Below are 23,309 nucleotides of genomic sequence, written 5' to 3'. Positions count from 1 at the left end.
GGTTATTTCGGGTTACGTCCACGACCCAGCCGGGGTATGGCACCGGTCATGGCGCCGCTGCCCACCTATGCGCCGATGCTGGCCCAGGCCGGCGCGCTGCCCTCCGCCGACCAGGACGAATGGGCCGTCGAGATGAAATGGGACGGCGTCCGCGCGATCGCCTACATCGCCGGCGGCACCGTCCGGCTGATGTCGCGCAACGCCAAGGACATCACCTCCGCCTACCCCGAGCTCCAGCTCATGGCCGGCGCCACCGGACGCCGCCAGGCCGTCGTCGACGGCGAGATCGTCGCCTTCGACGAGGCCGGCCGCCCCAGCTTCGGCGCGCTCCAGCCGCGCATGCACCAGCGCAACCCGGTCAGCGTCGCCGAGCTCGCCCGCACCGTGCCCGTGACCTTCATGGCCTTCGACCTGCTGCACCTCGACGACGACCCCGTCATCCAGCTGCCCTACACCGAACGCCGCGAGCTGCTGGAGACCGTCTTCACCCCCGGCTACCGCTGGCAGGTGCCCGTCCGCTTCCACGACCACGCCGAGGACGCCTTCGCCTCCTCCCGCCGCCTCGGCCTCGAAGGCGTCGTCTGCAAGCGGCTCGCCTCCCCCTACCGGCCCGGCAGGCGGACCGGAGAGTGGACCAAGGTCAAGAACGTCAGCGCCGTCGAGGTCGTCATCGGCGGCTGGAAGCCCGGCTCCGGGCGGCGCTCAGGCACCATCGGCTCCCTGCTGCTCGGCTCGTACGACGACGCCGGGCGCCTGCTGTTCATCGGGCACGTCGGCACCGGCTTCACCGAGGCCATGCTGGGCGACCTGCGCCGGCGCCTGGCCCCGCTGGAGCAGGACGACCCGCCCTTCGCCGAACCGGTCCCGCGCGAGCACGCCCGCGGCGCCCACTGGGTGCGGCCCGTCATGGTCGGCGAGGTCCAGTACGCCGAGGTGACCGGCGACCACCGGCTGCGCCACCCTTCCTGGCGCGGCCTGCGCCCCGACCGGCGGCCGGGCGAGGTCCGCCTGATCGGCCCCGGCTCGCCGGGCGGCGCCTCCGCCGTCGGCTGACCGCGGCGGCCGTCAGGTCTCGCTCGTGACGGCGGGCCTGGACGGCTCCGCCAGCGTGCGCGACAGCAGCCAGGCCGGTATCGCGACCAGCGCCAGGCAGCCCAGCGCCACCCGCAGCGACGCCGTCTCCGCCACCCAGCCGACCAGCGGGCTGGCCAGCCCGCCCGCGCTCACCGCCAGCCCCAGCGTCACCCCGCCCGCCGTGCCCACCCGCCGCGGCAGATAGTCCTGGCCCAGCGTCACGTGCAGCGAGAACGGCGCGTACAGGGTGATCGCCGCCGCCGCGACGAACACGTACATCAGCGGCCCCGGCGCCAGCACCACCCCGGCCACCGCCGGGACGCTCGCCGCGTACGCCGCCCGCATCGCCCGCACCCGGCCCCACCGCGCGGCCAGCCTGCCGCCCAGCACCGTGCCCACGGCCCCGCCCCCGAACAGCACGAACAGCGCCACCGCCCCCGCCGCCCCGCCCCCGGCGTACAGGGCCACGAAGGCGCTCAGCCCCACGTACACCACCGACCGGAAGACGATCACCAGCGTCAGCCGGGCGAACGACGCCCAGTCGTCGCGCCCCGACGCCTCCGCCGCCGCGCCGCGCGCCGCACCGCGCCCCGACAGCGCCCGGATCACCGGCAGCGTCACCAGCGCGCCCACCACCCCCGGCACCACCAGCCACGGCGAGGCGCCCAGTCCGCCCACCGCCAGCAGCGGCGTCACCAGCACCGGCGCCGACGCGAACCCCAGCGTCCCGCCCAGCGAGAACCAGCTCATCCGCACGTGGCTGCCCGCGCTGGCGATCCTCGCCAGCCGCGCCGACTCCGGGTGGTACGCGGCCACGCCCAGCCCCGACAGCGCCACCGCCAGCCAGGTCAGCGCGTACGAGTCCGTCACCCCGCTCAGCGCCACCCCGAGCCCCGCCGTCACCATGCTGGCCGGGATCAGCCACGGCATCCGCCACCGGTCCGCCAGCGCCCCGAACACCGGCTGCACCACCGACGACAGCAACGTCGCGGCCAGCACCACGCCCGACACCGCCACGTACCCGTAACCGCGCTCGGCCACCAGGAACGGCACCAGCGCGGGCACCGCCCCCTGGTAGACGTCCACCCCGGCGTGGCCGGCCGCCAGCATCCCCACCTTGTTCGCCCGCACGCCCCCGATCATCGCCGGGGCCTGGGATGGCGCGCTTCCGATAAAGTGCCAACTTGTCATGGAAATCCGCCATCTGCCGCAGGCGCCCACCGGCCTCCGCCCCCTGGAGCCGGGCAGCGGCATCGACGCCCACCGCCACGACACCCACCAGATCGTCTACGCCCGCCACGGCGTCCTCTCCGTCACCACCGGCGCCGGCACCTGGGTCGCCCCGGCCAACCGCGCCATCTGGATCCCGGCGGGCACCGTGCACGAGCACCGCGCCCACGGCGCCACCGAGGTGCGGCTGGTCGGCCTCACCGCCAACCCGCTGGGCCTGGGCCGCCCCGCCGTCCTCGCCGTCGGCCCGCTGCTCCGCGAGCTGATCATCGCCTACACCGGCGAGGCGGCACAGGCGGGCCCGGACGGCGGGGAGCGCGGGCGGCTGCTCGCCGTGCTGCTCGACCGGTTGCGCCGCTCCCCCGAGCAGCCGCTGCACCTGCCCACGCCGCGCGACCCGCGCCTGGCGGCCGTCTGCGCCGCGCTGCACGCCGACCCGGCGGACCCGCGGACGCTCGCCCGGCACGCCGCCGACGCGGGCACCAGCGACCGGACCCTGGCCAGGCTCTGCCGGGCCGAGCTCGGCATGACGTTCCCGCAGTGGCGCACCCAGCTCAGGCTGCACCACGCGCTGCTGCTCCTGGCCGAGGGCGGCACCGTCACCCAGGTGGCGCACCGGTGCGGCTGGTCGTCGGCGAGCGCCTTCATCGACGCGTTCCGGCGGGCGCTCGGGTACACCCCCGGCCGCGCCTTTACATTGTAGATTCGCTACACTCGTCCTGTGGGCAAGTCGAAGACCAAGGGCGGCACCCCCGCCACCGTCGCGCTGGAGCGGGCCAAGGCGGAGTTCACGCTCCACCCGTACGATCACGACCCCGCCGCGCAGGCCTATGGCGAGGAGGCCGCCGACGCGCTCGGCGTCCCCTACGAGCGGATCTTCAAGACCCTGGTGGCCGAGACAGAGGGCGGCCTGGCCGTCGCGGTGGTGCCGGTGGCGGGCAAGCTCGACCTCAAGGCGCTGGCCTCGGCGCTCGGCGGCAAGCGCGCGGCGATGGCCGACGCGGCCAAGGTGGAGCGGGTGACGGGCTACGTGGTGGGCGGCATCAGCCCGCTCGGGCAGCGCAAGCGGCTGCCGACCGTGGTCGACTCCTCGGCGCTGGAGTTCGAGACGGTCTACTTCTCGGCCGGCAAGCGCGGGCTGCAGATCGAGACCGCGCCGGCCCGCCTGATCGAGCTGACCGGGGCCGTGACGGCGCCCATCGGCAAGCCCGCCTGACGCCTCACCACCGGTTGCGCGGCGGGTGCCGCCGCTCGCCGAGCAGCCATTCGATGATCTTGCGGTGCCGCTTGGAGATCGGGTGGTCGCGGCCGCGGCGGTCGCCCCTCTCGCGCGTCTCCCCCCGCTCCTCCGCCAGCGCCTCTTCCAGGCCCGGCGTGTGACCGCCGCCGAAGCGCGACATGTCGGGGCCGTGGAAGCCCCGGTTCTCCTCGCCCCGCAGCGCCCGCCGCATCGAGTCCACCCAGATCGGCCCCGGCAGCGAGGCGCCCTGCACCGAGCCGTAGTACTGGCCGCCGATCTCCACGTTCCTCAGCGGGTGGCGGTAGGAGCCGCGGATGTCGCCGACGCTGACCGCGGCGGCGAGCCGGGGCGTGTAGCCGGCGAACCAGGCCGAGGTGTAGCCGTTGTTGGTGCCGGTCTTGCCGGCGGCGGGCATGCCGGGGTCCTGGCCGCGCATCGTGCCCTTGTCGAACACGCCGGTCAGCACGTGGCTGACCGCGTCGGCGACGGGCCGCTCGATCGCCTGGTGGCAGTCGGGCCGCACGCGGGTGCGCCGGTCGTTCCTGTCGGCGATCTCCACGATGGCCAGCGGGCGGCAGTACCGGCCGCGGGCCCCGAGCGCGGCGAACGAGGCGGCGACCGTGAGCGGGTCCATCTCGTTGACGCCCAGCGTGAACGTCGGCACCTCGCGCAGCGGCCGCCCGTCGGCCCTGACGACGCCGAGCTCCCTGGCGGTCTTGACCACGTCGCACAGGCCGACCTTGCGCTCCAGCATCATGTAGAAGATGTTGACCGACTTCCAGGTGCCGGTCTCCAGGCTGTGCGGGCCGCCGTCGCTGCCCTCGCCGCCGGCGTTGAACACCTGCGCCGACGGGTCGTTGACCGGCTTGCCCGCGCAGTCCCGGTAACCCTTCGAGGGCACCAGCGACCCCGGGGTGTCGAACCCGTCGCCGAACCGCCAGCCCTCCTTGAGCGCGGTGGCCAGCGTGAACACCTTGAACGTGGAGCCCGCCTGCAGCCCCTGCCCGCCGCCGTGCCGGACGTCGGCGACCAGGTTGTAGGTGGTGCGCGCGCCGCCCTTCTTGCCCGGCCCGACCTTCTTGCTGGCGGCCATCGCCCGGATCCAGCCGGTGCCGGGCTCCACCATCGCCTCGGCGGCCACCTCGGTGTCGTCGGGGTTCACCCGTTCCCTGATGGCCCGCTCCGCGGCCTTCTGCGCCTTCGGGTTCAGGCTGGTCCTGATCACCAGCCCGCCGCGTTCCATGCGGGCCCGCCGTACCGCCGCCGTGCTGCCGAAGACCTCGTTCGTCAGCAGCTCGCGGTGCACGTACATGCAGAAGTACGGGTGCTCGCTCTGCGAGCAGCCGCCGGGCTCGGGCTTGAGCTTCAGCCCGAGCGGGCTCGCCTTGGCCTCGGACGCCTGTTCGCGGGTGATCAGCTTGAGTCCCGCCATGCGGTCGAGGACCAGGTCGCGGCGTTCCTTGAGGCGCGCGCGCTGTGCGCGGCCGATGGACGGGTCGGTCGAGTACGGGGTGCGCACTGCCCCGGCCAGGGTGGCCGCCTCGGTGAGGGTCAGCTCGGCGGCCGAGGTGGAGAAGAAGCGCCTGGCCGCCGCCTCGACGCCGTGCGCGCCGGCGCCGAAGTAGGCGATGTTCAGGTACTTCTCCAGGATTTCGCCCTTGCGGTACTTGCGTTCCATCGCCAGCGCCAGCCGCAGCTCGTGGATCTTGCGGGAGACGCTGGGGGCGCGGGCCCGGTCCCGTTCCTCCTCGGTCTTGGCGCTCTCCACCAGGATGTTCTTCACCAGCTGCTGGGTGAGCGAGGAACCGCCCTGCTTGATGGAGCCCGCCCGGGTGTTGGCGATGAGCGCCCGGAGCGTGCCGATGACGTCCATGCCGCCGTGCTCGTAGAAGCGGGCGTCCTCGATCGCCACGATGGCCTGCCGCATCACCGGCGCCACCTGGTCCAGCCGTACCGTGGTCCGGTTGGCCTGGTAGAACTGGGCGAAGGTGTGCCCGCTCACGTCCACCAGCCGCGTCACCTCGCTGAGCGGCTCCTCGCGCGGCGCCGGCGGCAGGTGCGTGAAGGTGTCGGCGGTGCCCTTCGCGGCCAGGCCCGCCCCGGCGACGACGGGCGCGGCGAACGCCGCGACCAGCACCCCGCCGAGGGCGCCCACCATGCCGAGCGTGGCGATGGATGTGCGGACAGTCACGACATTGATGTGCGACCGCCCGATCCCCGGCAAACGCCCGATTCCTGTCTCTTTACTAACCTCTGCTGATGTTCAGACCAAGTGACTGGAACTGCTCGAACGGGTGGTGGTAGCCGCGCTCGATGTGGTGCACGCCGCGCAGCGTCGAGCGCCCGTCGGCCACGGCTGCTGCCAGCACCGCGGAGAACCCGGCCCGGATGTCGGGCAGCGTCACGTCGGCGCCCCGCAGCTGGGACACCCCGCGCACGACGGCCGAGTGGCGCGCGTTGGTGTCGTGGTAGCGGCAGGCGGGGCCGCCGAGGCACTGGTCGAACACCTCGATCTCGCAGCCCATGCTCTTCAGCGCCGGCACGTACACCAGACGGTTCTCGAACACCGTCTCGTGCAGCACCGACATCCCCTGGCTCTGCGTGAACAGCACCATGAGCGGCGTCTGCCAGTCGGTCATGAACCCCGGATGGGTGTCGGTCTGCACGGCCGCCGCCCGCAGCCCTTCCGGCGGCGCGGTGGCGCACAGGTACTCGTCGTTGATGTCGAACCGGGCGCCCATCCTGGCCAGCGTGGTGATCGCGGTGACCAGCCGGTCCTGCGGGCAGCCGTGCACGCGCACCTCGCCGCCGGTGATCAGCCCCGCCGCGAGGTACGAGAACGCCTCGATGCGGTCGCCGGCCAGCCAGGTCGAGGCGCCGCGCAGCCGCTCCACGCCCTCGATGACGATCCGGCGGTCCGGCGACAGCTCGATCATGGCGCCCATCCGCTGCAGGAACAGCGCCAGCTCCACCACCTCGGGCTCGGTGGCCGCGTTCTTCAGCACGGTCTTGCCCTCGGCCAGGACCGCGGACATGAGGATCGTCTCGGTCGCGCCCACGCTCGGGTACGGCAGCTCCAGGCGGGTGCCGTGGAGCCGTCCCGCCTTGGCGAACACGCCGGTGTCACCGACCTCCACCTCGGCGCCCATCGCGCGCAGCGCCTCCACGTGGAAGTTGATCGGCCGCCGCCCGATCGGGTCACCGCCGACCAGCGGCACGAACGCCTCCCCCGCCAGGTGCAGCAGCGGGCCCAGCATGAGGATCGGGATGCGGTTCAGCCCGGTGAACGCGTCGGGCACCCGCGGCCTGATCTCCTGGCCCCGGCCGATGCGGATCTCCGTCTTGCTGATCTCGACGTGGATGCCGAGCGCCTCCAGCATGGCGGCGGTGATGCCGACCTCGCCCACCTCGGGGGCGTTGTGGATGGTGCTCTCGCCGCCGCCGAGCATGGCGGCGACCATGTGCTTGGAGACCCCGTTCTTCGACCCGCGCACCACGACATCGCCGCGAAGCGGGCCAGAGGGTTCTATCACCCAGACCTTCTCTTCAATCACGAAGTGAGCCTAACCGGGAGATACCATCGATCTGGTCCTGCCGGCGATTGAAGGGGCGTGGCGTGACGAGGGAAGTACGCGCGTTCGCGATCACTGTCCTCGCACTCGCCGCCCTCGGGCTTCCCGCCGGCCTTCTGTGGTCCGCCCTGTCGCCGCGGCCTCCGTACCGGGTCTTCGACCAGGCGCCGACGCTGGCGGACCCGTCCACGCAGGCGCTCATCGCGGCGGACGGCTGGTTCGCCACGATCACCGGCGGGCTGGGGCTGGCGTGCGGGGCGCTGGCCTGGTTCCTCAGCCGCCGCGTCCAGCTCCCGGTCCTCCTGGGGCTCTGCCTGGGCGGGGCCGCGGGCGCCCTGGCCGCCTGGTGGATCGGCACGACCGTCACCGTGGGCGTCGTCACCGTCGAGGCCTCGGCCTTCCCCGGCGTCACGTTCGTCCCCGGCCCGCTGGATCTGACGGCCAAGGGCGTCCTGGTGTCGTGGCCGATGCTCGCGGTGGGGCTCTTCGGGTTCCTGGAGGGCATGCACGGCTACCGCGAGTCCCCCCTCCGCAAGCCCCACCCGCCCACCGGGGACGGCCCTCCCCCGCCCGGCTGAGGCCGTCAGAGGGGCGGGTGGTGCGAGGCGTGGCCGGTGGCCTGTTCGAAGGCGCGGGCCACCCGCAGGACGCGGGCGTCGGCGAAGGGACGGCCGATGATCTGGACCCCCACCGGCAGCCCCGACGGCGTGAACCCGGCGGGGACGGACGCGGCCGGGGCGTGCATCACGCTGACCCAGTAGGCGGACCGCATCCACGCCAGGTAGTCGGGCAGCTCCACGCCGTCGATCGCGCGCACGTACGGCTCCTCCGCAGGGAACGGCGGCACCTGGCTGACCGGGGCGATGAGCACGTCGTAGGAGTCGAAGAAGTCCGCCATCCGCTGGTAGAGACGGCTGCGGGCGCGCTCGGCGCGGGCCAGGTCGGCGCCGGTGACCTCGCGCCCCCGCTCGACGTTCCACGCGGTGTTGGCCCCGAGCCCGTCGAGTTCGCCGTAGGCCAGCGCGTAGAACCACGCGCGGTAGGTGCGGAAGGCCACCTCGGCGTCCTCCAGGTCCAGCTCGACCTCCTCCACGCGGGCGCCGAGCCGCTCGAACACCGCGGGCGCGGTCGCGGTGACCGCCGCCGTCGCGGCGTCGACCGGCAGCCCGCCGAGGTCGGGGCTCCACGCCACGCGCAGCCCGGCCACCCCCTCCTCCGGCTCGGGCGCGTACGCCTCCTTGATCGCGTACGGCGAGCGCGGGTCGAACCCGGAGATGACCGACAGCATCAGGCTCAGGTCGTCGACGTTCCTGGCCATCGGCCCCTGCACCGACAGCGTGTACCAGGCCGCGATCTCGGAGACCGCCGGCACCCGCCCCGGCGTGGGTCGCAGCCCGGCCACGTTGCAGAACGACGCGGGGTTGCGCAGCGACCCGCCCATGTCGGAGCCGTCGGCCAGCGGCACCATCCCGGTGGCCAGCGCCGCCGCCGCGCCGCCGCTGCTGCCGCCGGCGGACCTGGTCAGGTCGTACGGGTTGCGGGTGAGGCCGAACACGTCGTTGACGGTGTGGGAGCCGGTGCCGAACTCGGGCGTGTTGGTCTTGCCCACGGTGATCGCGCCCGCCGCCTTCAGCCGCCGCACCACCAGGTCGTCGCGCTCCGGCACGTGGCCGGCGAACAGCGGCGAGCCGTAGGTGGTCCGGATCCCCGCGGTGTCGGTGAGGTCCTTATGCGCGACCGGGACGCCGTGCAGCGGGCCGACCGGCTCGACGGCGTCGGCGGCCTTGGCGGCGTCCATGGCCTGTTCGGCGACGAGGGTGACGACGGCGTTGACCCGGGGGTTGACCTGCTCGATGCGGTCGAGGTGGGCCTGGAGCACCTCGACCGCGCTCACCTGGCGGGTACGGATCAGATGGCTGAGCTCGGTGGCGCTCAGGTAGTGCAGTTCGCTCACCCCGTGATCCTCCCCCACCCGGGGGCGGCCCACGATGGCGAGGTCTGCCCAGGCAGCGGCCCCGGCCTGGTCGAACTCCGCCACCGGCGGACGGGTCAGGCCCCCAGGCAGGCCGGGCCGAGCAGCTGCTTCAGATCGCCCATCAGCGCCGGTGACGGCGCCACCCGCAGCCGGTCGTCGACCCGCAGGACGGTCGTCTTGGGGCCGTTGTGGACCTGGAGGTGGACCTCGGAGGTGCCGGGGTGGGTGGTCAGGATCTCCTTGAGCCTGCTCACCACGGGGGCGGTGCAGCGGTTGAGCGGCAGGCTCACCAGCAGCGGCCCGCCGGCCTCCTGGGTGAGGTCGGGCGCCGTCACCTCCATCGCGATGATCTTGCCGATGTCCTCACGCTTGTCGATGCGGCCCTTGACGAACACGATCGCGTCCTCGGCCAGGATCGTCGAGCAGAGCTGGTAGGCCGACGGGAAGATCATCACCTCGATGGCGCCCTCCAGGTCCTCAAGCTGGGTGAGCACCCACGTGTCGCCCTTCTTGGTGACCTTGCGCTGCACGCCCGACAGGATGCCGCCGACGGTGACCACCTGGCCGTCGGGACGGCTGTCGTCCTGCAGCGCCGCGATCGAGCAGTCGGCCCCGGCGGCCAGGATGTGCTCGACGCCGAACAGCGGGTGGTCGGACACGTACAGGCCGAGCATCTCCCGCTCGAACTGCAGCAGCGTGGTCTTGTCCCACTCGCCCACCGGGATCTGCACGTCGAAGGTCTGGTCCTCGCCGCCCTCGATCGCGCCGAACAGCGAGTCCTGGCCGATGGCCTCGTTCTTCTTGATGTCGATGATCGCGTCGACGGCCTGTTCGTGCACCATGACCAGGCCCTTGCGGACATGGCCGAGCGAGTCGAACGCGCCGGCCTTGATCAGCGACTCGATGACGCGCTTGTTGCAGACGAGCGCCGGCACCTTGCGCAGGAAGTCCTTGAAGTCGGCGAAGCGGCCCTTCTCCTTGCGCGCGTTGATGATGCCGTCGACGACGTTGGCGCCCACGTTGCGGATGGCCGACAGGCCGAAGCGGATGTCGGTGCCGCGCGGGGTGAAGTCGAAGTCGGAGTCGTTGACGTCCGGCGGGAACACCTTGATGCCCATCCGGCGGCACTCGTTGAGGTAGAGGGCCGACTTGTCCTTGTCGTCCTTGACCGACGACAGCAGCGCGGCCATGTAGGCGGCGGGGTGGTTGGCCTTGAGGTAGGCCGTCCAGTAGGACACCAGGCCGTAGCCGGCGGTGTGGGCCTTGTTGAAGGCGTAGTCGGAGAACGGCAGCAGGATGTCCCACAGCGCCTTGATGGCGGCGGCGGAGAAGCCGTTGTCCTTCATGCCCTGCTCGAAGGTCACGAACTGCTTGTCGAGCTCGGACTTCTTCTTCTTGCCCATCGCGCGCCGCAGCAGGTCGGCGCCGCCCAGCGAGTAGTTGGCGACCTTCTGCGCGATGGCCATGACCTGCTCCTGATAGACGATCAGGCCGTGGGTCGTGGACAGGATCTCCTTGAGCGGCTCTTCGAGCTCAGGGTGGATCGGGGTGATCTCCTGCTGGCCGTTCTTGCGCAGGGCGTAGTTGGTGTGGGAGTTGGCGCCCATCGGGCCGGGGCGGTAGAGCGCGAGGGCGGCGGAGATGTCTTCGAAGTTGTCGGGGCGCATGAGCCGCAGCAGCGAGCGCATGCCGCCGCCGTCGAGCTGGAAGATGCCCAGCGTGTCGCCGCGGGCCAGCAGCTCGTAGGCCTTGCGGTCGTCGAGCGGCAGCGCCAGCAGGTCGATCTGCTCGCCGGTGGTGGCCTCGATCATCTTCAGGCAGTCGTCGATGATCGTGAGGTTGCGCAGGCCCAGGAAGTCCATCTTCAGCAGGCCGAGCGTCTCGCAGGTCGGGTAGTCGAACTGCGTGATGATCACACCGTCGGAGTCGCGGCGCATGATCGGGATGTGGTCGGTCAGCACCTCGGCGGACATGATCACGCCGGCGGCGTGCACGCCGGTCTGCCTGATCAGGCCCTCCAGGCCCTTGCCGAGGTCGATCGTCGCCTTGACGTCGACGTCCTCCTCGTAGAGCCTGCGCAGCTCGCCCGCCTCGGCGTAGCGGGGGTGGTCGCTGTCGAAGATGCCCGACAGCGGGATGTCCTTGCCCATCACGGCGGGCGGGAACGCCTTGGAGACCTTGTCGCCGAGGGCGTACGGGTAGCCCAGGACGCGGCCGGCGTCCTTGATGGCGGCCTTGGCCTTGATGGTGCCGAACGTGGCGATCATCGCGACCTTGTCGGCGCCCCACTTCTCCGTGACGTAGCGGATCACGTCGCCGCGCCTGCGCTCGTCGAAGTCGATGTCGACGTCGGGCATGGAGACGCGCTCGGGGTTGAGGAACCGCTCGAAGATCAGGCCGTGCGGGATCGGGTCGAGGTCGGTGATGCCGAGCGCGTACGCCACCAGGGAGCCGGCCGCTGAGCCACGGCCGGGGCCGACGCGGATGCCGTTGTTCTTCGCCCACATGATGAAGTCGGCGACCACGAGGAAGTAGCTCGGGAAGCCCATCTGGACGATGACCCGCAGCTCGTTCTCGACCCAGGCGCGGTGCTCCTCGTCGACGCCCTCGGGGAAGCGGCGCTCAAGCCCTCTCCAGACCTCCTGGCGGAAGAACTCCTCCTCGGTCAGGCCGTCGGGCACGGGGAAGGTCGGCATGAGGTTCTTGTGCTCGAAGAACCCGGCGGGGTCGACCTTCTCGGCCACCAGCAGCGTGTTGCGGCAGCCCTCGGCCCACAGGTCGGAGGAGTCGACGGCGCGCATCTCGTCGGCGGTCTTGATGTAGTAGCCGCTGCCGTCGAACCGGAACCGGTCGGGGTCGGACAGCTGCTTGCCGGTCTGGATGCAGAGCAGGGCGTCGTGGGAGGAGGCGTCGGACTCGTAGGTGTAGTGGGAGTCGTTGGTGACCAGCGGCGGGATGCCCAGCTCCTTGCTGATGCGGGTCAGCCCGTCGCGGACGCGGCGCTCGATGTCGAGGCCGTGGTCCATGACCTCCAGGAAGAAGTTGTCCTTGCCGAAGATGTCCTGGAACTTGGCGGCGGCCTTGACCGCCTCGTCGTACTGGCCGAGCCTGAGCCTGGTCTGCACCTCGCCGGAGGGGCAGCCGGTGGTGGCCATCAGCCCGTCGGCGTGCTCGGCGAGGATCTCGGCGTCCATCCGCGCCCACTTGCGGACGAAGCCCTCGGTGTAGGCGCGCGAGGACAGCCGCATCAGGTTGTGCAGGCCGGTCTTGTTGCGCGCCCAGATCGTCATGTGGGTGTAGTAGCCGCCCGCGGAGACGTCGTCCTTCTTCTGGTGCGGCTCACCCCACAGCACCGGCTTCTTGTTGAAGCGCGAGGCGGGGGCGACGTAGGCCTCGATGCCGATGATCGGCTTGACGCCCGCGCCGGTCGCCTGCCGGTAGAAGTCGTAGGCGCCGTGCATGTTGCCGTGGTCGGTGATCGCGATCGCCGGCATGCCCAGCTCGCCGACCTGCTTGAACATCTGCTTGAGCCGCGCGGCCCCGTCGAGCATGGAGTATTCGGTGTGCACGTGCAGATGGACGAACGAGTCGCTGGACGACATGGAGCGGCGCCTCCCGGTCTGAACGTGTGGTGTGCGCTCCGACTCTAGTGGTCCGCACCGACACTCCGGGCGTGGCCTGGGGACGGCGTGCCGGACCCCTCTCCTTCGATCAGCGCCTATACCCTCTCCGTGACGGAAAGTCACGAAGGAGACACTCAGTGCACACGGAGTCCGACGAAGGATACCGGCCCGCCCTGGGCAACCGCCAGGTGCAGATGATCGCCATCGGCGGCGCGATCGGCGTGGGGCTGTTCCTGGGCGCCGGCGGGCGGCTGGCCGCCGCGGGGCCGGCCCTGGTGCTGTCGTTCGCGGCCGCGGGGCTGGCGGCGTTCTTCGTCATGCGGGCGCTCGGGGAGCTGGCGCTCTACCGGCCCGCCTCGGGCTCCTTCGTGGTGTACGCGCACGAGTTCATCGGGCCGTGGGCCGCCTTCGCCAGCGGGTGGATGTACTGGTTCAACTGGGCGTTCACCGGCGTCGCCGAGCTGGTCGCGATCGCCACCTACGTCCACTACTGGGCGCCGGCGTTCCCGCAGTGGCTGACGGCGCTGCTCGCGCTGGCCTTCGTGCTCGTGGTGAACCTCCTGTCGGTGAAGCTCTTCGGTGAGCTGGAGTTCTGGTTCGCGCTGCTGAAGGTGCTGGCCATCGTCACGTTCCTGGTGGTCGGGCTGGTGCTGGTGGTGTTCACCGTCGGCCAGGCGACGCCGGCGAACGCGGTGGCCCACGGCGGGTTCTTCCCGACCGGGTTCCCGCTGGTGCTGATGAGCCTGCAGTCGGTGGTGTTCGCGTACGCGTCGATCGAGCTGGTCGGCATCGCCGCGGGCGAGACGGCCCGGCCCGAGAAGGTGATGCCGAAGGCGGTCAACGGCGTGGTGTGGCGGATCGCGCTCTTCTACGTGGGCTCGGTGCTGCTGCTGTCGATGGTCCTGCCGTGGACCGCCTACGAGGCCGGCACGTCCCCGTTCGTCACGGTGTTCGCCGGTCTGGGCGTGCCGTGGGCGGCCGACGCCATGAACCTCATCGTGATCACCGCCGCGCTCTCGTCGTGCAACTCCGGCCTGTACGCGACGGGCCGCATCGTCCGGTCGATGGGACTCAAGGGCGAGGCGCCCGGCTTCACCGCCGCGCTCAGCCGGCGCCGCATCCCGATCGGCGGGGTGCTGTTCACCGCGTCGATGTTCCTGGCGGGCATCGCCCTGTTCTCCTTCGTGCCGGAGCGCGCCTTCAACATCGCCACCGCGTGCGCCTCGCTGGGCGTGGTCACCACCTGGGGCACGCTGGTCTACTGCCAGCTCCGCCTGCGGCGCACCGGGCACCGCTCCGCCTTCCCGATGCCCGGCACCCCCTACACCAACTGGCTCACCCTGGCCTTCCTCGCCCTGGTGGTCTTCCTGATGCCGTTCGCCGACCGGGACCAGCGGGTCGCCTTCTACCTGCTCCCGGTCGTCGCCGCCGGCATCGCCGCCGGGTGGTTCCTGCTCCGCCTCCGCAGGAAGCGCCTCGCGGCCGCGGCCGATCCGGCCTCCCCCGCGGTCAGTCCAGCCGAGTGACACCGGCCAGGCGTGCCAGGTCCTCGCCGGTCAGCCGCAGCGCCCCCGCGGCCACGTTCTCGGCGAGGTGGTCCGGGTTCCCGGTGCCGGGGATGGCCAGCACGTGCGGCCCCTGCGCCAGCGTCCAGGCCAGCCGGACCTGCGCGGGCGTCGCGCCGTGGGCGCGCGCGACGGCCCGCACGGACTCCTGCTCCCCGGCGACCGCTCCCCGCTCGCGCCCCGCGCCGGCGATCGCGAAGAACGGCACGTACGCGATGCCCTGTTCGCCGCAGGCCCGCAGGAACTCCTGCTCGGCGGCCGGCGCCCCCACGGTGTAGGCGTTCTGCACGCAGACCACCGGCGCGATGGCCACGGCCTCCGCCAGCTGGGCCGGTGTGGCGTTGGACAGGCCCAGATGGCGGACGAGCCCGGCGTCGCGGAGCTCGGCCAGCGCGCCGAAGTGCTCGGCGATCGAGCCGGTCGCGCGGCTCCGCGGGATGCGCAGGTTCACCACGTCCATGTGGTCCCGGCCGAGCTGGCGCAGGTTCTCCTCCACCTGGCCGCGCAGCTGTCCTGGCGTGGCCCAGATCCACTCGCCCGACGGGTCCCTGCCCGCCCAGACCTTGGTGGCGATGACCAGGCCCTCCGGGTAAGGCGACAGCGCCCGGTTGATCAGCTCGTTGGCGGACCGCGTCGAGGAGAAGTAGAACGCGGCGGTGTCGATGTGGTCGACCCCGAGGTCGATCGCGCGGCGCAGCACGGCGATCGGGCGGTCGCGGTCGCTCGGCGTGCCGAGGCCGAAGGCGGCGCCGCCCGTGAGCCGCATCGCGCCGAAGCCGATGCGGTTGACGGTCAGGTCGCCGAGCTTCCAGGTGCCGGCGGCGGGGGTCTGCGTGGTCATGCGGGGCCTCACGTCGTCGAAGGGGGATCCGGACATGAAAAAAGCCTCCCCGGCGGACGTGGTCCGCGCCGGGAAGGCTCAGGCGATCACCGGAATCTTAGCAGTCCGGGCGGCTGAAGATCACCGCGGGGCCGGAACGTACGCAAAACGACCGTGACCGTAAGCAGTCCCCTGATCTACCCTCGAAGGCGGAGTCTCGGGGGAGGTCGCACTGACTGGGGTGAGGAAGGCGGCGGGCGTCGTCGCGGCGGTGCTGCTCGGCGTGGCGCTGGCCGTCGCGGGGCTGCCGGCGGGTGTCTACACGGGGTTCGCGTGCGCGCTGCTGGACGCCGGCTGTCCGGCGACCGGGGAGCCGGCGGGCCGGCTCCCGCAGGTGACCAGGCTGACCGCAGCCGAGGTCGCGCTCGGCGGGGCCTACGTGGCGCTGGGCGACTCCTACTCGTCCGGCGAGGGCGTCTACCGGCGCGGGGAGGCGCCGTTGGACGGCGGCGCCGACCGTTGCCACCGCGCCGGCGGCTCGTACGTGCCGCTCGTGGCGGGCGCCCACGCGTTCGGCGGCGAGACGGGGTTCTGGGCGTGCAGCGGCGCGACCACCGGCAACCTGCTGCGCGGCCAGCACGGCCAGCAGCCGCAGATCGAGCGCGTCGGCGCCGGCACGAGCCTGGTGACGCTGAGCATCGGCGGCAACGACGCGGGGTTCGCGCCGGTGCTCACCGAGTGCATCGTCAAGTTCCCGTGGTCGTCGGCCTGCGTCGACCAGGACGCCGAGGTGCGGCACCGGATCGGGGAGCTTCGCGGCAGCATGCGGGCCGTGCTGGCCGAGATCAGGACGCGCGCGCCCGAGGCGAGGGTGGTGCTGCTGGGCTACCCGCGGCCGTTCCCCGCCTCGCCGCCGGGGCGGATCGACAACCTCGGCGTCGCCGACCAGCGCTGGCTCAACTCGATGACCGAGCGGCTGAACGGCGTCGTGCGCGAGGTGGCCGACGAGTTCGACCGGGCGATCGTCGCCTTCGGCGGGCCCGGCAGCGTCGAGTACGTGGACGCGTACGAGGCGTTCGACGGCCACGAGGTGGGCCGGCCGCGCCCGTACCTCAACGGGGTGATCGTGGACATGGAGCAACTCACCGTGGATCCGCGCAGCTTCCACCCGACGGCCGACGGCTACCGCCGCTTCGCCGAACTGATCAACGCCCAGATCACGACGGGCCCCGGCCGCCCGCTGAACAACTTCCACCTCAGCACGCCCTGAGGAAGCACCACCCGCGCCGCGGAACCCCCTTCTCACAGCGCCTCCGGACCCGGAGGCCCCCAGCGTCGCCGCCACGGGAGGTCCTCCGGCATCACCCATCGGAGGTCCTCCCCTCCTGGCATTCGGCTGCCGAGGGTCTCCCCCGGGAGCGTCGCGGGCCGTCTGAGCGGGCAGGGCGGCTGCTCATCCGGTCGCGCGTTCCTCCGCGAGCTGCAGGCCGGCCTCGATGACCGCGTTCATGACGGGAGCCAGCCTGGCCTCGCCCAGGCTGGGGGCGCGTTCGGCCATCCGGGCCACCAGGGCGCGCTCGCGGCCGGGGTCGCGGCCCGCGAAGCCGCCGACCGGCTTGAGCCGCTGGACGCGGCCCGCGAGGGCGGCGCGGCGCTCCAGGAGGGTGGCCAGGGCGGCGTCCACGCGGTCGATCGCCTGACGGCACTCGGCCAGCGTGGCCGGGTCCTCCGGGCGGAGCAGGGCGCCGACGAGGGCGGCCGCCTCCTCCGCCTCGTGCCGCCCGTCGGCGGACACGATCAGGCCGTCGGCGCCCGCAGCGACGGCGGCCGTCGACAGGCCGGGGTCGGCGGTGACGTCCGCCAGCACCGGGCGGCCCGACACGGCGCGCGCCTCGCGCAGCAGCCCCAGGTCGGCGTGCTCGCACAGGATCACCTGGACGCCGCCCTCCGCCTCGCAGTAGTCGGCCACGCCCAGCCACTCCTCCAGGGTGGCCGTGCGGCGGCGTTCCACCACCACCGGCAGCCCCAGCCCCGCCACCGCGCGCACCAGCGGGATGTCCCTGGTCCACGCGCCGCCGATGACCACGCCCTGCGCGCTGGCCGCGATGGCGGGCAGGTCGGCGGCGCTCGCGGGCTCGGCGAGCGTGACGGCGGCGGGCAGCACCGCGTCAGGCTCGCGCAGGCTCACCCGGTCACTGATCACCACGGCGGGCCCTTCGCCCACGGGATGGCCGCCCAGCGGGACCACGTGGCGTTCCAAGGTCGATGACATCTCGGCTCCCCACTCGGCCGGCTCACCGGGAGCCGGCAAAGAACGTGAAAAGGCAGAGACGAGGCGTCTCTGCCTTTGTTGCCGGCTCCAGGTGGTCGCTAGCTGACGACCGGCCCTCCCGGAGCCGGCTCGGTAAACACGTAGCGACGAGTCATGTTCGCACTTTACACGGCTCACTCCACCTAGTGGGACGGGCTTCTCGAATAGCGGACTGTCCTCGCGGCGAGTCGCCGTTGATCCCCGGCTATGGGAGTATTTCTTGGCCTAGAGGGAGGGTTTGAGGCCGTTGATGTCGGATCACAAGCCGGGCGGACGCCGCATCGCCGGTCGTTACCACCTGCAAGAACCCATTGGCAAGGGTGGCATGGGCATCGTGTGGCGAGCCCATGACGAACTGCTCGACCGCACCGTCGCGGTCAAGGAGGTCAGATACGCGGCCGCTCTGGGCGACGAGGTGCAACTGCTGAACCGGCGCACGATGCGTGAGGCGCGGGCCGCGGCCAGGTTCGAGCATCCCAACGTGATCGTCGTGCACGACGTGATCGAGGAGGACGGCCGGCCCTGGATCGTCATGCAGCTCGTGCAGTCACGGTCGCTCGGCGCCGTGATCAAGAACGACGGGCCGCTCCCTCCCAAGCGGGTGGCCGAGATCGGCCTGGCGGTGCTCGACGCGCTGCACCGCGCCCACGAGGCGGGGGTGCTCCACCGCGACGTCAAACCGGAGAACGTCCTGCTGGCCGACGACGGCCGCGTGGTGCTGACCGACTTCGGCATCGCCACGCTGGAGACCGAGACGCAGCTGACGGTGACCGGCCTGGCCGGCACGCCGGCGTTCATCGCCCCCGAGCGGCTGAAAGGGCTGCCCGCGCGGCGCGAGTCCGACCTGTGGGCGCTGGGCGCGACGCTCTACACCGCCGTCGAGGGCCGCTCGCCGCACGAACGCGGCAACGCCCTGGCCACCATGCACGCCGTGCTCACCGACGAGCCCGACCCGGCCACGCACGCCGGGCCGCTGGCGCCGGTGATCGACGGGCTGCTGGCCAAGGAGCCGGTGCAGCGGCTCATGTACGAGGAGACGGAGCGGCTGCTGCGGCAGACGATCGCCGCGTCGAGCGAGCCACCGGCCGTGCGGACGGCGAAGATGCCGAAGGTGCCGCCGGTCGAGGACGACATGCCGACCGACCCCAACCTGATGCCGGTGCCCCCGCCCCGTCCCGCTCCTCAGCCGGTGTCCAAGCCCGCGCCCCGGCCCTCCGTGGCGCCGCCGCCCGAGACCGGCGCGCGGATCACGCCGGCGACCGAGCACCCACCGACGCCGCCTCACGACGCCGAGTCCACGATGAACGCCGACTCGGCCGGCAGGCGCCAGGCGCTGCCGGTGATCGCGGCCGTGACGGCCGTGCTCCTGGTCGCGGGCGTCGGCGGCTACCTCGGCCTGCGGGCCACCCCGGAGGACCCGTCCGGCGGCCCCGGACCTACGACGGCGGCCAGCACCGCCGCCACCTCCGAGCCGACCGGCGCGGCGACCACGGACGCGGCCGAGCCGTCGTCGAGCCCTTCCCCCACGGTCAGCGAGTCCCCGTCGGCCACGCCCTCCCCCACGCCCACCGAGGAGGAGACGGCACAGGCCGCCACCCTGCCCTCGGGCTGGAAGTGGTACAAGGACAAGCAGCTCGACTTCACCATAGGGCTGCCCAAGGGCTGGGACGTCTACAAGCGTGAGGGTTCCCAGGTGTTCTTCCGCGGGCCCGGCGCGGGCTCCAACGCGTTCGTGTCGGTCGACCGGGCCTCTAAGCCCGGCAGCGACCCGGTCAAGGACTGGCGGAAGCAGGAGAAGACGGCCAAGTACGGGTTCGGCGGCTACCAGCTGATCGACATCAAGGCGGTCGACTACCAGAAGGCCGCCGCCGACTGGGACTTCACCTGGAACACCAACACCGGCAAGACGAGGGTGCGCAACCGGGGATTCATCACCGACAACGGCCGTGGTTACGCCATCTACTGGCACAACCTCGCAAGTCGCTGGAAGAAGGACTACCACTTCTTCGAGACGTTCTGCGCGACCTTCAAACCCGACCAGTAGGCTGCCCCGCGTGGACAGGCAGGTCGGCAATCGCTACCGCCTCGTCGAGCCGCTCGGTGAGGGCGGCATGGGCGTGGTGTGGCGTGCCTACGACGAGCTGCTCGACCGTACGGTCGCGATCAAGGAGGTCCGCTACAGCGGGGTCGGCGAGCGGCAGCGGGCCGAGCTCAACCGCAGGACCATCCGCGAGGCCAGGGCCGCGGGCCGTCTGGACCACCCGTCGGTGGTGGTCATCCACGACGTCGTCGAGGAGGACGGGCGGCCGTGGATCGTCATGCAGCTCGTCCGTTCCCGCTCCCTGGCGGAGGCGATCCGCGCGGACGGGCCGCTGCCGGTGGCGCGGGCTGCGGCGATCGGCGCGCGGGTGCTCGACGCGCTCCGCGCCGCGCACGCGACCGGGGTGCTGCACCGCGACGTCAAGCCGGAGAACGTGCTGCTGGCCGACGACGGGCGGGTGGTGCTGACGGACTTCGGCATCGCCACCATGGAGTCCGAGGCGGGGCTGACGGCGACCGGCAGCCTCGTGGGCACGCCCGCGTACATGCCTCCCGAGCGGCTGAACGGCGAGCCCGCCAGGCCCGAGTCCGACCTGTGGTCGCTGGGTGCGACCCTGTACGCGGCGGTGGAGGGCGGGCCGCCGTTCCGGCGCGACTCGTGGGCGGCGACGGTGGCGGCGGTGCTCCGCGACGCGGTCGAGCCGCCCCGCCGGGCCGGGGCGCTGACACCGGTGATCATGGGCTGGCTCCAGCGGGACCCGGGCACCCGCCTGCCCGCCGGCCAGGCCGCCCAGCTCCTCAACGCCGCGTCCATGGACCGGCCCTTCCCCGGCCACGGACACCAGCCGCCCAGCCCGTACGGCGCATTCCACCAGCAACCGGCACCCCTCACCCCCGACAACCGATACGCAAGCCCACCGGCAGACCCCGCACCCCACGCCCCCGCAGCCCAACATGGCGCGGGCCCAGCGCCCCACCACGCCAGCACCCCGTACGGAACCTCGGGCCCTCACGACGTGGGCTCGGGACCCCACCACGCCGGCGCCTCGGGGCCCCACGGCGCGGGCCCAGCGCCTCATCACGCCGGCGTCCCGCACGGGCATTCGGGTCCGGGCGGAGGGGGTCCCGCCCTGCTCGACTCTCACGGAGGCTCTGGCTCGTACGGGACGCCACCGCAGGGGACGGGCCCGCAGAGGTCCCCGCATGGGACGGTGACCGGCGGTGGGCGGTCGGGCGGGAAGCGGTGGGTCGTGGTGGCGGCGGCCGTGGCCGCGCTCGTGGTGGTCGGCGGCGGAGGCGTGGTGCTCGTCAATCTGCTGGGGAGCGAACCGGGCATCGGTGCCGTCGGGCCGACGGAGAGCACCCACGGGCCGTCCGGAGAGCCTCCGCGCCAGCCGACCCGGGAACCTGGTGGGGACCCGACAGCGGGCGGTACAGGGGAGCCGACGGGCGAGCCCACCGGGAATGCGAGCGGCGAGCCGACCGGGAACACGACCGGAGAGCCCACCGGGAACGCGACCGGAGAGCCCACCGGGAACGCGACCGGCGAGCCCACCGGGAACCCGGTCCCCGCCGGTTGGCGGGCGTATCGGAACGCGGCCGGCGGGTTCTCGGTCGCCGTGCCGCGCGGCTGGCGCGCCGTCAAGAACCCGCAGCGCGACAGCGTCACCTTCAGCGGCCCCGGCACCCCCGGCGTGATGATCGTCGAATGGACCGTCCCCGAGGGCGACCACGCGACCCCGGCCGACCACTGGCGGGCGCTGGAGCGGGAGATCCTCCGCAAGGGCGAGTTCCCCGGCTACGAACGCGTCGCCATCCGCGCGATCGAGTACCAGGGCCGCCCCGCCGCCGACTGGGAGTTCACCCGCTCCCGCGACGGCACCGCGATCCACGTGATCAACCGCGGTTTCACCACCGCCGGCGGCCGCCCGTTCGCGCTCTACTGGGAGACCACCGGCGCCCGCTGGGAGCGCGACAGGCGCTTCTTCGAGACGTTCACCGCCACGTTCCGGCCGGCGCGATGAGCGGCCGGCCACAGGAGCGGGCCCGCTTCTGGCGTCATCCGACGGTGCCCGAGGTGGACCTGCTCAAGGCCCGCTACGTCACCCACCGCTTCTCCCGCCATGTGCACGAGGGGTACGCGATCGGGATCATCCTCGACGGCGTGGAGGAGTTCGAGTACCGGGGCGACCTGCACCGGGCCGCGGCGGGCGAGGTGGTCCTGGTGAACCCGGACTCGGTGCACACGGGCCAGGCCGGTGTGGACGGCGGGTGGGCGTACCGGATGCTCTATCCGTCGGTCGCGGCGGTCGGCGAGGTGGCGGCCGAGCTGGGCCTGCCGAAGGGCACTCCGTACTTCCCCGAGCAGGTGGTGCGCGACCCCGAGGTGGCGGCGCTGATGGCGCGCGCGCACCAGGCGACCGAGCGCGGCGACGACCTGGCGGCGTCCACGCTGACCCGCACGCTGTTCGGGCGGCTGCTCGCCCGGTACGCGGTGCCGCGCCCGGCGGTGACGCTGTCGCCCGAGGGGCGGCGGGCGGTGCGGCAGGCGATGGAGGTGCTGCACGAGCGGCTGACCGACCCGCCGGCGCTGGACGACCTGGCGCGGATGGTCGGCGCGCGGCCGTTCCCGCTGCTGCGGGCGTTCAAGGCGGCGACCGGGCTGCCGCCGCACGCCTACCTGAACTCGCTGCGGGTGCGGCAGGCCCGGCACCTGCTGCGCGCCGGCGTGCGGCCCGCGGACGTGGCCGCCGAGGTGGGCTTCACCGACCAGGCACACCTGAACCGTCACTTCAAACGCGTGGTAGGGGTACCACCGGCTGCCTATCAACGCACCGCAGGAACGTACAAGAAACGGTAGTGACCTGCGCATATCCTCATATCCCATGGAACAGACGACACTCCGTTCCGCCGCCATCCGGGACGGTCTGGGTGTGGGTCTGGCCGTCGGGCTGTCCGGGGTCGCCTTCGGCGCCGCGGCGGTCACGGCCGGGCTCACCGTGCCGCAGGCGTGCGTGCTGAGCCTGCTGGCGTTCACGGGCGCCTCGCAGTTCGCGTTCGCGGGCGCGGTGGGGGCGGGCGGCGACCTGGTCTCGGCCGCGTCGGGCGCGCTGCTGCTCGGCGCCAGGAACACGCTGTACGGGCTGCGCATGGCCGACGTGCTGCGGGTGCGCGGAGCACGCAAGCTGGGCACCGCGCAGGGGGTCATCGACGAGACGACCGCCGTCGCCCTGGCCCAGCCGACCCCCGAGGCGGCCAGGGCGGGCTTCTTCACCACCTTCGCCGCGGTCTACGTGGGCTGGAACGTGACAACGCTGCTCGGGGCGATCGGCACGAGCTCGCTCGGCGACCCGGGGATGCTCGGGCTGGACGTGGTGGGGCCCGCCACGTTCCTGGCGATCCTGTGGCCGCGGCTGAAGGAGCGCGCCGAGCTGCGCGCGCTGGCGGCCGGCGGCATGGCCATCGCGCTGGCGGCGACTCCGTTCTTCCCGCCGGGCGTGCCGGTGCTGCTGGCGGCCGTGGCGGTGCTGGTGGTGATGCTGCGATGACCGCGCTGTGGTGGGCGATCGCCGGGGTGTGCCTGGGGTGTTACGCGCTCAAGCTGGCCGGGCTGGCCGCGCCGCGCCAGGTGCTCGACCACCCGGTGGTGAGCCGCTTCGCCGAGCTGGTGCCGGTGGCGCTGCTCGCGGCGCTCATCGGGGTGCAGATGTTCACGCAGGACGGCGCGCTGGCGTTCGACCTGGCCCGCACGGCCGGTCTGGGGGCGGCGGTCGTCGCGTTGCTGCTGCGTGCTCCGTTCCTGGTGGTTCTGGCGGCGGCCGCCGCCGTGACAGCGGTTGCCCGGGTCTTTCTGGGGTAG

18 protein-coding genes are annotated in these 23,309 nt (G+C 72.6%); 11 read left to right on the top strand and 7 right to left on the bottom strand.

The genetic code is table 11. The annotated features are described in order from the left end of the window. Positions 1-48: 48 nt before the first annotated feature. Positions 49-1,053 carry a non-homologous end-joining DNA ligase gene (gene ligD / locus AB0K05_RS06600; protein ID WP_364227237.1) on the top strand — a complete coding sequence of 335 codons (1,005 nt, stop codon included), beginning with the start codon at positions 49-51 and terminating at the stop codon, positions 1,051-1,053. Between the two features lie 12 nt (positions 1,054-1,065). On the opposite strand, the gene AB0K05_RS06595 is transcribed toward ligD, so the two are convergent. Next, the gene (locus AB0K05_RS06595; RefSeq protein WP_364227234.1) at positions 1,066-2,205 is read right to left on the bottom strand and encodes an MFS transporter; all 1,140 of its coding nucleotides are present in this window, start codon (positions 2,203-2,205) and stop codon (positions 1,066-1,068) included. A gap of 58 nt (positions 2,206-2,263) precedes the next feature. Here AB0K05_RS06595 and AB0K05_RS06590 point away from each other — a divergent pair, with 58 nt between their 5' ends. After that, on the top strand, positions 2,264-3,007 hold the full coding sequence (locus tag AB0K05_RS06590) for a helix-turn-helix transcriptional regulator (protein ID WP_364227231.1): 744 nt from the start codon (positions 2,264-2,266) through the stop codon (positions 3,005-3,007). An 18-nt stretch (positions 3,008-3,025) separates the two neighbouring features. Next, a complete protein-coding gene (gene ybaK, locus AB0K05_RS06585) occupies positions 3,026-3,520 on the top strand; it encodes a Cys-tRNA(Pro) deacylase (protein ID WP_364227228.1) in 495 nt (164 codons plus the stop codon). A gap of 4 nt (positions 3,521-3,524) precedes the next feature. On the opposite strand, the gene AB0K05_RS06580 is transcribed toward ybaK, so the two are convergent. Beyond that, positions 3,525-5,735, bottom strand: a complete 2,211-nt coding sequence (locus AB0K05_RS06580; protein ID WP_364227225.1) for a transglycosylase domain-containing protein — start codon at positions 5,733-5,735, stop codon at positions 3,525-3,527. 55 nt (positions 5,736-5,790) lie between these two features. Beyond that, complete coding sequence (gene murA, locus AB0K05_RS06575; RefSeq protein ID WP_364227223.1) at positions 5,791-7,077, bottom strand: UDP-N-acetylglucosamine 1-carboxyvinyltransferase; 1,287 nt, start codon at positions 7,075-7,077, stop codon at positions 5,791-5,793. Between the two features lie 83 nt (positions 7,078-7,160). Here murA and AB0K05_RS06570 point away from each other — a divergent pair, with 83 nt between their 5' ends. Beyond that, entirely contained in the window at positions 7,161-7,694 is a 534-nt protein-coding gene (locus AB0K05_RS06570) for a hypothetical protein (RefSeq protein WP_364227220.1), read from the top strand. Between the two features lie 5 nt (positions 7,695-7,699). Here AB0K05_RS06570 and AB0K05_RS06565 read toward each other — a convergent pair whose 3' ends face one another. Together AB0K05_RS06565 and dnaE are read right to left on the bottom strand one after the other, a co-directional pair. Further along, a complete protein-coding gene (locus tag AB0K05_RS06565) occupies positions 7,700-9,070 on the bottom strand; it encodes an amidase (protein WP_364227217.1) in 1,371 nt (456 codons plus the stop codon). Between the two features lie 95 nt (positions 9,071-9,165). Next, positions 9,166-12,693 carry a DNA polymerase III subunit alpha gene (gene dnaE / locus AB0K05_RS06560; protein ID WP_148032653.1) on the bottom strand — a complete coding sequence of 1,176 codons (3,528 nt, stop codon included), beginning with the start codon at positions 12,691-12,693 and terminating at the stop codon, positions 9,166-9,168. Positions 12,694-12,851: 158 nt separating this feature from the next. Between dnaE and AB0K05_RS06555 the strand changes: the two genes are divergently transcribed. Beyond that, positions 12,852-14,240, top strand: coding sequence for an amino acid permease (locus AB0K05_RS06555; protein ID WP_364227214.1), 1,389 nt, complete (start codon positions 12,852-12,854; stop codon positions 14,238-14,240). Here the strand turns inward: AB0K05_RS06555 and AB0K05_RS06550 are convergent. Continuing rightward, entirely contained in the window at positions 14,224-15,156 is a 933-nt protein-coding gene (locus AB0K05_RS06550) for an oxidoreductase (protein ID WP_364227211.1), read from the bottom strand. The two genes, AB0K05_RS06555 and AB0K05_RS06550, sit on opposite strands and share 17 nt — an antisense overlap. Before the next feature lie 184 nt (positions 15,157-15,340). Here AB0K05_RS06550 and AB0K05_RS06545 point away from each other — a divergent pair, with 184 nt between their 5' ends. Further along, positions 15,341-16,369, top strand: coding sequence for an SGNH/GDSL hydrolase family protein (locus AB0K05_RS06545; protein ID WP_364227208.1), 1,029 nt, complete (start codon positions 15,341-15,343; stop codon positions 16,367-16,369). 183 nt (positions 16,370-16,552) lie between these two features. Here the strand turns inward: AB0K05_RS06545 and AB0K05_RS06540 are convergent, their stop codons facing one another. Beyond that, on the bottom strand, positions 16,553-16,840 hold the full coding sequence (locus AB0K05_RS06540) for a chorismate mutase (RefSeq protein WP_364228028.1): 288 nt from the start codon (positions 16,838-16,840) through the stop codon (positions 16,553-16,555). Positions 16,841-17,660: 820 nt separating this feature from the next. Between AB0K05_RS06540 and AB0K05_RS06535 the strand changes: the two genes are divergently transcribed. Genes AB0K05_RS06535 through AB0K05_RS06515 form a run of 5 tightly spaced genes read left to right on the top strand, consistent with a single transcriptional unit; the run spans position 17,661 to position 23,309 of the window. After that, positions 17,661-19,454, top strand: a complete 1,794-nt coding sequence (locus AB0K05_RS06535) for a protein kinase (protein WP_364227205.1) — start codon at positions 17,661-17,663, stop codon at positions 19,452-19,454. A gap of 10 nt (positions 19,455-19,464) precedes the next feature. After that, positions 19,465-21,474: a protein kinase gene (locus AB0K05_RS06530; protein WP_364227202.1), complete on the top strand. Its 2,010-nt coding sequence runs from the start codon at positions 19,465-19,467 to the stop codon at positions 21,472-21,474. Then, a complete protein-coding gene (locus tag AB0K05_RS06525; RefSeq protein ID WP_271279064.1) occupies positions 21,471-22,310 on the top strand; it encodes an AraC family transcriptional regulator in 840 nt (279 codons plus the stop codon). Before AB0K05_RS06530 ends, AB0K05_RS06525 begins: the two co-directional genes overlap by 4 nt. Before the next feature lie 25 nt (positions 22,311-22,335). Beyond that, positions 22,336-22,998: an AzlC family ABC transporter permease gene (locus tag AB0K05_RS06520; protein WP_148032658.1), complete on the top strand. Its 663-nt coding sequence runs from the start codon at positions 22,336-22,338 to the stop codon at positions 22,996-22,998. Further along, positions 22,995-23,309, top strand: a complete 315-nt coding sequence (locus tag AB0K05_RS06515; RefSeq protein ID WP_271279063.1) for an AzlD domain-containing protein — start codon at positions 22,995-22,997, stop codon at positions 23,307-23,309. Before AB0K05_RS06520 ends, AB0K05_RS06515 begins: the two co-directional genes overlap by 4 nt.

Origin of the sequence: Nonomuraea sp. NPDC049486 (assembly GCF_040676925.1) — a bacterium.
Taxonomy (GTDB): Bacteria; Actinomycetota; Actinomycetes; order Streptosporangiales; family Streptosporangiaceae; genus Nonomuraea; species Nonomuraea ferruginea.
The sequence above is the reverse complement of the archived record's forward strand: the minus strand, read 5'-3'. Positions and strand labels throughout refer to the sequence as shown.